The 11,347-nt window shown below is 72.2% G+C and carries 10 protein-coding genes; 7 read left to right on the top strand and 3 right to left on the bottom strand.

Annotated features, from left to right (window positions below):
• Position 1 precedes the first annotated feature (1 nt).
• Complete coding sequence (locus tag F6W97_RS14115) at positions 2–2,452, bottom strand: ABC transporter permease (protein ID WP_155370764.1); 2,451 nt, start codon at positions 2,450–2,452, stop codon at positions 2–4.
• Positions 2,449–3,129, bottom strand: coding sequence for an ABC transporter ATP-binding protein (locus F6W97_RS14110; RefSeq protein ID WP_196279135.1), 681 nt, complete (start codon positions 3,127–3,129; stop codon positions 2,449–2,451). The genes F6W97_RS14115 and F6W97_RS14110 overlap by 4 nt, the downstream gene beginning before the upstream one ends.
• 173 nt (positions 3,130–3,302) lie before the next feature.
• On the opposite strand from F6W97_RS14110, the gene F6W97_RS14105 reads away from it, so the two are divergent.
• The 7 genes from F6W97_RS14105 (at position 3,303) to F6W97_RS14075 (ending at position 11,109) form a co-directional block, all read left to right on the top strand.
• Entirely contained in the window at positions 3,303–4,580 is a 1,278-nt protein-coding gene (locus F6W97_RS14105; protein ID WP_155370762.1) for a sensor histidine kinase, read from the top strand.
• The gene (locus F6W97_RS14100; protein ID WP_155370761.1) at positions 4,577–5,257 is read left to right on the top strand and encodes a response regulator; all 681 of its coding nucleotides are present in this window, start codon (positions 4,577–4,579) and stop codon (positions 5,255–5,257) included. Before F6W97_RS14105 ends, F6W97_RS14100 begins: the two co-directional genes overlap by 4 nt.
• 39 nt (positions 5,258–5,296) lie before the next feature.
• On the top strand, positions 5,297–5,965 hold the full coding sequence (locus F6W97_RS14095) for an MDR/zinc-dependent alcohol dehydrogenase-like family protein (RefSeq protein ID WP_155370760.1): 669 nt from the start codon (positions 5,297–5,299) through the stop codon (positions 5,963–5,965).
• Between the two features lie 172 nt (positions 5,966–6,137).
• On the top strand, positions 6,138–7,247 hold the full coding sequence (locus F6W97_RS14090) for a ricin-type beta-trefoil lectin domain protein (RefSeq protein ID WP_155370759.1): 1,110 nt from the start codon (positions 6,138–6,140) through the stop codon (positions 7,245–7,247).
• A 337-nt stretch (positions 7,248–7,584) separates the two neighbouring features.
• Positions 7,585–8,763 carry a serpin family protein gene (locus F6W97_RS14085; protein WP_155370758.1) on the top strand — a complete coding sequence of 393 codons (1,179 nt, stop codon included), beginning with the start codon at positions 7,585–7,587 and terminating at the stop codon, positions 8,761–8,763.
• Positions 8,760–10,040, top strand: coding sequence for a serpin family protein (locus F6W97_RS14080; RefSeq protein WP_155370757.1), 1,281 nt, complete (start codon positions 8,760–8,762; stop codon positions 10,038–10,040). The genes F6W97_RS14085 and F6W97_RS14080 overlap by 4 nt, the downstream gene beginning before the upstream one ends.
• 49 nt (positions 10,041–10,089) lie before the next feature.
• On the top strand, positions 10,090–11,109 hold the full coding sequence (locus tag F6W97_RS14075; RefSeq protein WP_155370756.1) for a hypothetical protein: 1,020 nt from the start codon (positions 10,090–10,092) through the stop codon (positions 11,107–11,109).
• Here the strand turns inward: F6W97_RS14075 and F6W97_RS14070 are convergent.
• Complete coding sequence (locus F6W97_RS14070; RefSeq protein ID WP_155370755.1) at positions 11,029–11,226, bottom strand: hypothetical protein; 198 nt, start codon at positions 11,224–11,226, stop codon at positions 11,029–11,031. The two genes, F6W97_RS14075 and F6W97_RS14070, sit on opposite strands and share 81 nt — an antisense overlap.
• Positions 11,227–11,347 lie beyond the last annotated feature (121 nt).

Raw genomic sequence — 11,347 nt, 5'->3', positions numbered from 1 at the left:
GCTACTCGGCGCGTAGGGCGGTGGCGACGCGGGTGCGGGCTGCCCAGCCTGCGGGTAGCAGGGCGCCGAGGACCGCCAGCACGATGCCCGCGCCGCCGAGCAGGACCAGTTGACCGCCCTGGTAGACCTCCATCGCGGACTGCGGCAGCGCGGTGCTCGCGGCCTCGCCCATGATCGGGATGACGGCGTGGTGCAGCGCGATGCCCAGCGGCACCGCGATGACTCCGGCGAGCAGGCCGAGCCCCACCATCGATGTGATGACCATGGTGCGGGTCTGCCGCGGGGTCATGCCCAGCGACTTGAGTACGCCGATCTCGTGGATGCGCTCGCGGGTGGTGAGCACCACCGTGTTGAGCACGCCGAGCGCGGCGACGACCGCCAGCAGCAGCGTCAGCGTCGCGATCAGCGACTGGATGATCAGCATCGTCTCGCCGTCCTCGCCGACGGTGCGGTCCTCGACGTACACCCCGGACTTCTCCTCCGGGTACTTCTGCTGCAGCGCCGTCGCGTACACGCCGGGGTCGGCGCCGGGCGTGAGCGCGATCTCGACCTGGGCCATCATCGGCTCGGCCACCAGTGACCCGTCGCCGATCACCTTCAGCCCGTTGCTGCCGTCGATGAACTCCCCGACGATGGTCACCACCTGCCCGCCGGGCATGGTGAGACGGTCGCCGACCTGGTACCCGGTCTGACGCAGGAAGTACGACGAGACCACGACCTCGCCCGCGCCGGAGTACCAGCGCCCGGACGCGATGCGGTACCCGGTCCAGCTCGCGTCGCCGGTGTAGCCGTGGAGACGGACCTCCTGCGCGATGCCCGCGAGGCGGATCTCGGCCTCCTGCAGCAGTGCGGTGTGCGCGGTGCCCGGCACGGCGGCCGCGGCCGCGACGAGGTCGGCCGGGTCGGGCGGGTCGATCGGGCCGCCGCCGGGCGGTCGGAACTCGGGTCCGAACGCGCCCGGGATGATGACCTGCGCCGTCACGGTGACGGCGTCGATGCGGGTGAACGCGGTGTTGACCTCGGTCATCGACGCGGACAGGCCGCTGGAGAAGACCAGGGTGACCGCGCCGAGCAGCAGCGCGACCAGCGTCGCCACGGCTCGGGACGGCCGGGCCAGCGGCATGCCCAGGCCCAGTGCGACCGGCCGGGGCAGCGCCGAGGCCAGCAGCGCCCGACGAACCTTGAAACCCCGGCCGGTACGCGGCGCGCGGCCCACGCTGATCGCCTGGTTGGCGGCCAGCCGCCCGGCCCGCGACGCCGGACCGATCGCGGCGAGCACCACCAGCAGCGGCGCGGCGAGCAGCACCAAGCCGAGCACCCACAGCGGCACGCCGGCGCCGTCGCCGGGCAGGCCGTACGCGTCGTCGGTCTCGGCGAGCAGCGGCACCGCCAGCCCCGCGCCGAGCCCCACCCCGAGCACTGCGCCGACCAGCGCCGGGGCCAGCACCTGCGCGACGTAGACGGCGACGACCTGCCCCGGGGTGAAGCCGAGAGTCTTGAGGATGCCGATGGTGCGGAAACCGGAGACGACCGCCCCGTTGACGACGTTGACCGTGATCAGCACCGACAGCACGATGCCGAGCACCGCGAACGCCACCACGAACGGCGCGATCGCGGAGATCGACCGGTTGAGCGACTGCCGGATCGTCAGGTACGTGGCCGCGCCGGTCACGGCCCCTTCGGGCAGCGCGGCGGTGGCCGTGTCCAGGGCGGCGCGCAGCGCGGCGTCGTCGACGCCGGGGGAGGCGAAGCGGTAGAGCATCTGCCGGGCGGCGTTCTCGCCGCCGAGCACGTCGGTTTGCGTGGGCCACACCCAGGCTTCGGCGGTGCCGGTGACCGATCCGGCGACGCCGGCCACCCGCAACCTCACGCCGCGGACCGTCACCTCGCTGCCCGGCGCGGTACGCGGCCCGGACGTGCGTTTGGTGAGCACGATCTGCCCCGGCCCGCTCAGCCATGAGCCGCTGCTGAGCGTGATCCGGTCCACGGGCCCGTTCTGCTCGGCGCGGCCGACGATGACCGACTCCATGCCGCGCGGCCCCATCACGCCCGAGATCGGTGCGGTGACCTGGTCGAACGGGCCCGCGCTCGCGGCGACCCCGGTCGCGGCGCCGGTGGCGGCGACCTGGTCGGCGGGGGTGTCGGCGCTGATCGTGGCAGTGACGTGGGAGCCATGCGCGTCGGTGAACGCGGCGTCGAACGGCCCGTGCGAGGAGACGAGCAGCCCGACGCCGAGCACGGCCGTCGCCGCGGACAGCAGCACCACCACGCCGACGATCACGGTCTGCAGCCTGCGCCGCGCGACCGCCGATCGCGCCGCGGAGAACACCGCGTTGCCGCCCCGGCCGCGTCGCGGCACGTCGGTTCGAGCGCTCGGCGGCGGTTGCGGCGACGCCGTTCCGGTCGTGCCCGTCGCCGGCGCGGTGCGGGTGCCGGTCAGCTCGGCGCTCACGCGGGCACCGCCTCGGTGGCGCGGCCGTCGCGCATGGTGATCAGCCGTCGGCCCGCGGCCGTCGCCAGCTGTGGATCATGGGTGACCAGCAGCAGGGTCAGGCCGTCGGCGGACAGCTCGTGCAACAGGTCGCGGACGCCCGCGGCGGCCTCCTGGTCGACGGCGCCGGTGGGCTCGTCGGCCAGCAGCAGCTGCGGGCGGTTCATCAGTGCGCGGGCGATGGCAACGCGCTGGCGCTGGCCGCCGGACAGCCGGGCCGGGTACTCGTCGGACTTGCCCGCGATGCCGAGGCGTTCCAGCAGCTCGTCGGCGCGCGAGCGGGACTGGGCGGCGCGTGCCCCGGCCAGCCGGGCCGGCAGCAGCACGTTGTCGCGCACGGTCATCTCGTCGAGCAGGTGGAAGAACTGGAAGATGATGCCGACGTGGGCGCTGCGGAAGCGGGCCAGCGCGGTCTCGGACAGCTTGTCGACGCGCACCCCGGCGACCTCGACGCTGCCGCCGGTGGGCCGGTCCAGCCCGGCGATGACGTTGAGCAGGGTCGACTTGCCGCTGCCGGACGGGCCCATGACCGCGACGGCCTCCCCGGCGTGCACGGTCAGGTCGACGCCCGCCAGGGCGGGCGGCCCGGCGGCCTCGTACGCCTTCGCGACGTCGCGCAGGCGGATCAGTTCGGTCATGGTCAATGGCCCCTTCCAGGTCGGACATCGGACCTGGTGACCGTAGGAAGCCGCAGGGGACGGGCGCGTCCGGCGCAGGAGCGAACCCGGCGGCGTGGCGTCCGCCACGATGATGAGCCGGGTAGTCATCACGGCGGACGCAGCCCGCGGCCGGCCTGGGCACAATGGGCGGCGTGCCGATAGACCTGCGCCGCCTGCCCGACCGCCTCGGGGTGCCCCGGACCGACTTCGCCCTCGCGGCGGTCCTGGTGGCGGCCGGGATCGTCTGGGCGGCGACCAGCGGCGGGGGAGACGCCCCGGCGCCGGTGGATCTGGACCTGCCCGGCGGCTTCGGCGTGCGGCACGACGTCCCGCCGGTCCCGGAGGTCCCGTACGTGCCCGGGGTGGGCCGCGTGCCGCCGGTGCCGCGGGAGTTCCACCCGCCCGACGACGACGGCGGAACCTCGTTCGGCATGCTGGCCGTCAACGTGATCGCCGGGGCCTCCGTCGCGGTACGCCGCAAGTGGCCGATGACCGCGCTCGCCGTCGCGGCCGGAGCGGTGTTCGTGATCCAGGACGGCCTGCTCTGGCCGGGCTTCGTGGCGATCCTGATCTGCGCGTATTCGGCGGTCGCGTACGGCCGGTCGGTGCGGTGGGCGGCGGCGCTGGTGCTGGTCGCGGCGGTGATCTCGGCGACCCTCTTCGCTCAGTCGATCCCGCAGATGCCCGGCTGGGCGAGCCCGTTCGCGGTGCTGGTGCCCGCGGGCCTGTTCGCGTTCGCGCTGCGCAACGCCCGGGGCCGCGCCGACGCCGCCGCCCGCCGCGCCGCCGCGCTGGAGCAGGAGCAGGCGGCCACGGCCCGTGCGGCGATCGTCGAGGAGCGGGCCCGGATCGCCCGCGAGCTGCACGACGTGGTCAGCCATCATGTCAGCGTGATGGTGGTGCAGGCCGGGGCGGCCGGGAAGGTCATCGACCAGCGCCCCGACCTGGCCGCGGGCGCGCTGTCGGCGATCGAGGACAGCGGCCGGGCCGCGATGGCCGAGCTGCGCCACCTGCTGGGGCTGATGGCGCCGGTCGACGACCGCCTGCACCCGCAGCCCGGCCTGCGCGAACTCGACACCCTCGTCGACGCGGTACGCGCCGCGGGCCAGCCGGTGACGCTGCGCCGCGACGCCGCCGACGTGCCCGAGGGCGTGGACCTGACGGCATACCGGGTGGTGCAGGAGGGGCTGACCAACGCGTTGCGGCACGCGCCGGGCGCGGCGACCGCGGTGGCCATCCGCCGCGACGGCGGTGACCTGCTCGTCGAGGTCAGCAACGAGGTCCCGACGGCAGCACCGGGCGGTCCCGGAGCCGGGCGTGGCCTGCTCGGGCTGCGCGAGCGGCTGCGCCTGCACGACGGCACCCTGCAGGCCGGGGCCGCGCCGGGCGGCGGGTTCCGGCTGACCGCGCGTTTCCCGGCGGCGTCATGACCGGGCAGCCGGTGCGGGTCGTGGTCGCCGACGACCAGGCGCTGGTCCGCAGCGGGTTCACGATGATCCTCGCCGCGTCGGGCATCGACGTGGTGGGGGAGGCCGGCGACGGCGAGGCGGCGCTGGCGGCGGTGCGGCGGCTGCGCCCGGACGTGGTGCTGATGGACATCCGCATGCCCGGCATGGACGGGCTGGAGGCGACCCGACGCCTGCTGGCGACCGGGGCGACGACCACCGCCGGCGAACCCACCCGCGTGATCATCCTGACGACGTTCGACCTCGACGAGTACGTCTACGCGGCGCTGCGCGCCGGGGCCAGCGGCTTCCTGCTCAAGGACGTCACCCCCGACCACCTGGTGCACGCGGTGCGGCTGGTCCGCGACGGGGACGCGCTGCTCGCGCCGTCGATCACCCGCCGGCTCGTAGACCGGTTCAGCTCGACCTCCGGGGTACGCGAGGACTACGGCGCGCTGCCGACGCTGACCGCCCGCGAGCGCGAGGTGCTGGTGCTGCTGGCCCGCGGGCTGTCCAACGCGGAACTGGCCGCACAGCTGCAGCTCGGCGAGGCGACCGTGAAGACCCACGTGGCCCGCATCCTGGCCAAACTCCAGCTGCGCGACCGGGTCCAGGCGGTCATCTTCGCGTACGAGAGCGGCCTGGTCAGCCCTGGTTCGTGACCGTCCGGGCCACAGCGTGCCCCTGCTCGGCAGAGTCGCGTGCCGGTCGAGGCGGCTGTTCGCGGGTCTCCGCGCGACTGGTCCTTCCGCGACACTGTGCCGATGGAGAACATGGCTGTCGACGAGTTCACGGTCGAGGTGGACCAGGACGCGGTGAGGCGGGCCAGGACCACGACGCTGCGGGCGCTGACGTCCTCGGCATGGGTGACCCTGGTGGGTGCGGGCGTGATCGCCGGTCTGACCGTGGTGCTGGTCTCGCTTGCCGGACCGGTGGGGCTGGTCAATGCGGTGCCCGCGGTCCTGCTGGGCGCGTCGGGCACGCGAAGTCTGCGCAAGGTCCGTGAGCTGCGTGCACTGTGGGCCGCCCAGGGCGTGACACCGGTGGCGATGCGGATGTCGCCGGCGGGGTTGCGGCTGAGCATCGACGCGGCACCGGACTCGATCTTCCTGCCGTGGGCCGCCGTGCAGGGCATGCGACTGGTGAGTCGGCTGGGCCGGCAGATCCTGGTGGTCGACCTTGCGCCGGGTGTCGGGCCCGGCTCGCCGGGGGTGACCGGTTTGGAGCACCCAGACGTGCAGCGCGTGCTGAACCACAAGGTGATGGGTGTCAAAGGTCTGCGAACGGCGGTGCGGGTGCTGCGTCAGCCGGTTCCCGCGATCGACCAGGCGCTGGCAGGCTACACCGGCGGCCGGGTTCGCGTCCGCTGACTCCCCGTCGGGCGTTCAGGAGTGTGCGCAACGGTCGTCGCGGAGGCGAGCAGGTCGGATATGAACCAAGCCACCTCCAGCACACTCGCTTCGTGCCTTAATCTTCGTGACGTTGGAGCGAAACCTCTGAGTTCTTCGATGTGCATGGGTTCGCCAACGGCAATGGGGGTTTATGTTGATCACGAAAATCCTGCGGCGGCTTCTGTCGCTAGTCCTGGTCGCGACGGCTGGCGTGGTGGGCCTCACGGCCTCGCCGGCCTTGGCCGCGAACTGCGATCTGTCCCCGGCATCGGCATGCCTGAAAAACTCGGCTACAGCTCACGTCGCTGTCGTCAACTACTGGTGCTGGGACCGTTTCGATTGGTACAAGCAACTTGAGGTCATGCCATGCGCTCCGGGTACGTCGACGGAGGTTGCGCCGTTCGGCAACGTGAATGACGACGTCGACGCGTTCCGGGCGGACGCCAACTGCATCACGAAGGGACAGGGGACTCGGAACGCCCTTCCGTTCTCGGTCAACAGGGACCGGCGGAACCAGGGCAGCGAATGGTACAAGATCTTTGATGTGGACAGCTTCTTGATCACCGAGAAGAACTGCTTCCCGCCGACCGGGCTGCATGCGACCAGCAGCAACCAGTCTTCCATCACCATCGCCTGGAATCCGATCCCTGGAGCCGATTACAAGGTCTACGTCAACGGCGTGTACCCAGGCGGAAATGCTTTCGTATACGGCAATAACGGAACGGTGTCCTCCTATACGCGGTATAACCTCACCGCCGGGACGACCTACACGTTCGCCGTGACGATGGTACGCGGGTCGATTGAGACCACGAAATCAGGATCGATCTCGGTCACAACCGGCGCGCTTCCGCCGGCACCCTGGCAGTACAACACCCAACGGCAGCTCAAGAATGCGCAAAGCGGTCTCTGTCTCGTGGTGCAGGGAACCGCTGACGGCAGTCAGGCCTTCATGCACGACTGCTCGGTTCCCTACGCCGACCAATTGTGGGTGACGCGAGCCGGGAACGGCGGTGGAACCGAGATTGCCAATGCCAACAGCGGTATGTGCCTGGTCTCACCGTATTGGTTTGACTTCGGCGTCACACAGACCTATTGCGACATCTATCCTGACTCGAAATGGGTAGTCCTCGACACGGGGCCGACCTATCGACTACAGAATCTCAACTCGGGCCAGTGCCTGGTCGGGTCGACCGTTTTCGCATACAACGCGACGATGGCGCCGTGCAGCTCGTCTCAGGACCAGAAATGGTCGCAGCGCTGACGCCGCATTCGATGGTTTGAGGATGACCCGCCGGCTGAACCGGCTGGCGGGTCGTCCACCCTGCGGAGTTCGACCATTCCGCATCGGCGCCCGCTCGACGTGTCTCATGAGTGGGGTCTGAGCCATCCGCTGACGCGGAGCCCCTCCCCACTGCGCGCCCGCTGACTCAGGCACCAAGATCAACGGGCCACCGGGCGAACTCACCCACACCGACTCCAACCCGCCTCCTTCCCGACGCCGATGCCATGCGGCCGCGCCGCATAGCAGGACCGGCAACCCAGGCACCGCGCTGCGCAACCAACGAGCGGGGATTGCCTGCAGGACATAGGGTGTCGCGGTGATCGAGAAAGCGGTGGCGGGCGCGAACGCGCTGACGCGGCGATGGGTGTCCACCATGGAGGCCGAGGATTCGGCGGCCGTGTCCGGGGCTGGAGTGTGGCCGCTGCTGGCCTACCTGGCCCCGGCCGCCGACGGCGCCGGCCGCGACGAGCTGACGACGGCGATCGGGCTGACCGCGAACGACGCGGCCGCCGCGGCGGCGGCGCTGGTCGAGCTGCTGCGCTCGGCCCCCGGGCTGCGGGCCGCGATCGGCGCCTGGGTCCGCCCCGGGCTGGAACTGCGCAGGCAGTGGCGCGACAGCCTGCCGCCCGGCACCGTGGGCACGCTCGGCGAGCAGGCGGTGCTCGACGCCTGGGTACGCGAGCAGACCGGCGGCCTGCTCGACCGCATGCCGCTGACCGTAGACCCCGAGACGCTGCTCGTGCTGGCGTCGGCGCTGGTCGCCCGGACCCGATGGAAGCAGCCGTTCAGCGAAGGCATGCTCAACGGCGCGGACGGACCCTGGGCCGGGCGACGCCTGGCCGGCCTGTACCGGGCCACCGCCGATCGCGATCAGCTCGCGGTGTACGAGACCCCGGCCGGTCCGGTCACCGTGCTGACCGTCGAGGGCGCCGAGGAGATCGACGTCGACCTGGCCATCGGTCTGCCCGAGGCCCCGGCCGCCGCGGTGGTCGCCGCCGGGATCGACGCCCCGTCGGCCGTGCCGTCGCGGCGTGGTTCGCAGTTCGTCGAAGGGGAGACCGCGCCCGGCGTCACCGTGGGCATCGGCCGGTCGTACGACGACACACCTGAACTGCTGGCCGGCCTGCCCCGGTTCACGGTGACGTCGTCGCATGACCTGCTCGCCCACGCCGACGTGTTCGGGCTGCGTACCGTGTCGGACCTCAGCCGGCAGCGGCTGCCCGGCGTCAGCGACTTCCCGCTGGGTGTCGGCGCGGCGGCGCAGGACCTGACCGCGTCGTTCACCGAGGACGGGTTCGAGGCGGCGGTGGTGACCGCGTTCGGTATGCGGGCCGGCGGCGGCGGGCCCTCGGGTCGCCCGCTGCAGGTGCGGCTGGTGCTCGACCGGCCGTTCGGGTTCACTGCCCGGCACCGCCCGACCGGCCTGGTGCTCGTCGCGGGCTGGGTCGCCGAGGGTGAGCCGTTTGCCGTGACGAGTTTCGGGCAGCCCCGATGAGCACGGCGCACGCCCGGCCGACGGCCACCACCGCGACGAGCTCTCCTGCTGCCGACGACGCGGTCGCGAGTGCGGTATCGCAGGCCAACGCGCTGACCGCGCGATGGGCGGCCACCGTCACCGGCGGCACGGCCACCGCCCTGTCCGGGGCCGGCCTGTGGCCGCTGCTGGCATACCTGTCCTGGGCTGCCGCCGGCCAAGGGCGTGAGGAACTCGCCGCGGCGGTCGGACTGGACGCCGACCACGCGGTTCGGGCGGCGAACGCGCTGGTCGGCGTGCTGGACGGGCAGGCCGCAGTGCGGGCGGCCGTGGGGTGCTGGACGCGGCCGGACGTGCCGGTACGCGAGCAGTGGCGGCACGCGCTGCCCGCCGAGTCGGTGGGGGTGCTGACCGAAGGCGCTGTCGACGCCTGGGTGCGCGCACGGACCGGCGGGCTGCTCGACGGCCTGGCCGTGCCGACCGACCCGGAGACGCTGCTGGTCCTGGCGACGGCGCTGACCGTCCGTACCAGCTGGACGCAGCCGTTCGAGGACACGATCCTGGCCGCGGACACCGGGCCGTGGGCGAAGCGGCCGCTGGCCGGGCTGAAGCGCAGCGGCCCCGACCGCGACCAGGTCGCCGTGTACGCCGCCGAGCCCGGCCCGATCTCGGTGCTGTCCGTCGCGGGCGACAACGGGGTCTACGTCGACCTGGTCATGGGCCTGCCGGAAGCGCCACCCGGGGAGGTGCTGTCCGCCGGGATCACCGCCCCGGGCACGCTAGCGGCGCGGACCGGTTCGCAGCTCAGGGACGCCGATGCCGCCCCCGGGGTGACCCTGGGCCACTCGCACCGCACCGACGAGCCGCTGCTGTTCGCATACGTGCCGCGCTTCGATGTGGCGGCGTGCCACGATCTGCTGGCGTCGGCGGAGCTGTTCGGGCTGCGTACCGTCGCCGACCGGTCCCGGCAGCGGCTACCCGGGATCAGCGACCTGCCGCTTGCGGTCGGTGCGGCGAGGCAGGAGCTGACCGCCTCGTTCACCGCGGACGGATTCGAGGCGGCCGTCGCTACGCCGGTCAGCATGGCCGGCGGGGGTGGGCCGCCCCTACGGGCGCGAAACATCGTGTTCCGCGCCGACCGGCCGTTCGGGTTCGTGGCCAGGCACCAGGCGACCGGGCTGGTGCTGCTCGCGGGCTGGGTCGCCGAGCTGGAACGGTACCGTCCGCACCCGTCCCAGCTCGTCGACCTCACCGACTTGCTGCGCAATCCTCGCACCGGACCCCGACCTCAGCCCTGACCTCGGGCGAGGCCGCCCCGGCAGCCGCGGGCAGCGCGATAATGGCCTGGTGGGACGGGCTGCCTGGAAGATCGGCACCGGCTCGGTGCTGATCGCGGCGTCCTGGCTGCAGGTCCTGGCTCCCGCGTGGGTGTTCGCGCCGATCCAGCCGCGGGTGTTCGGCCTCCCGCTCGCTCCCGTCCTCGTCCTGGGCCTCAGCTCGGCGCTGTTCGCGGTCGGCGCGATCGTCGCCGGTGAAGGGATCTGCAACGCCTTCGGGTCCACGTCCTTGGGGGACATCTTCGTGCGGGACCCGCTACGGGCGCTGCGGCTGCTCGCCTGCGGCACCGTGGCCGGACTCGTCCTGGAGATCGTCGCGCAGTGGCTGGGCCGGCTCTGGTACTACCCGTGGTGGACGACCTGGTTCTACGCGCTGGTGCTGGTGCCGGGCTTCGCGCTCTACTGGCTGTTCATCGTGGAGAGCTACCTGGCAGCCAAAGCCGTGCTCGACACCGCCGTGCGCCGGCTGCCCGCCCGTAGGCCGGTGCGCCTCTGGCCGGTCGGCGCGGCCGCCCTGGCCGTCTTTGCCGCGCTTTCCATCAGGTGGTACGCCGAGAGAGGCTTCACGTTCGACGTCACGAATCCGACGCCGAGCGCCCCTCCGTTCGGCCATGCCGTCCTGGCGTTCGCCGGGGTGGCCCTGCTCAGCGGCGCGCTGGTGACCGCCGCGGGCCGGCTGTACCGGGTGCCCTTCGCCGCGATCGTGCTCGCGGCAGCGGTCGTGTCGGTGGTGTACGAGGTGCCCAATGCCGTGCACTGGCACTGGGCATACACCCATTTCCCGGGACCGCGGCTGCGGGACGGCCTGCCGCTGACGGTGTTCCTGGCCTGGCCGATGCAGTACGTGGTGTTCCTGGCGGTGCCGAGCGTGATCATGCCCAGCGCCGCCGCCCTGTTCTGGCAACCACCGGCCGACCCCGGTGCCGATCAGAGAATGTGCCGGGAGCCGCTACCGGGCGAGCTCGGCGACATCGAGTCCGAGGGTGCGGAGCAGGCCCGCGTTGGCCTCGATGTCGATGATCTCCGGTAGCTGCCGGTCGACGAAGTCGGCCCGCGCATCCTGGCCCTTGGCGCGCAGCGCGGCCAGCACCTTCGACTTGTCGATCTCTCTGGCTCCTGCGTCGGTCTGGGGGGATTTATCGAGCATGACGGCTCCTTCACAAGCTTGACGAGCGGTTCGACCAGCACGGTCTGCAAGTGAGTGCCAGAAACGCCATGGGCGTGAAACGGATCGACTGACCCGGGTGAACTGTACTCCTCTGCGCGCT

This window comes from Catellatospora vulcania (assembly GCF_009720385.1).
Classification (GTDB): Bacteria; Actinomycetota; Actinomycetes; order Mycobacteriales; family Micromonosporaceae; genus Catellatospora; species Catellatospora vulcania.
The sequence above is the reverse complement of the archived record's forward strand: the minus strand, read 5'-3'. Positions and strand labels throughout refer to the sequence as shown.

Excerpts from the sequence above, each read along its gene's own strand:
- F6W97_RS14080 (WP_155370757.1), top strand. The coding sequence starts at position 8,760 with ATGAGCACGGCGCACGCCCGGCCGACGGCCACCACCGCGACGAGCTCT.
- F6W97_RS14100 (WP_155370761.1), top strand. The coding sequence starts at position 4,577 with ATGACCGGGCAGCCGGTGCGGGTCGTGGTCGCCGACGACCAGGCGCTG.
- F6W97_RS14070 (WP_155370755.1), bottom strand. The coding sequence starts at position 11,226 with ATGCTCGATAAATCCCCCCAGACCGACGCAGGAGCCAGAGAGATCGAC.
- F6W97_RS14110 (WP_196279135.1), bottom strand. The coding sequence starts at position 3,129 with ATGACCGAACTGATCCGCCTGCGCGACGTCGCGAAGGCGTACGAGGCC.
- F6W97_RS14090 (WP_155370759.1), top strand. The coding sequence starts at position 6,138 with ATGTTGATCACGAAAATCCTGCGGCGGCTTCTGTCGCTAGTCCTGGTC.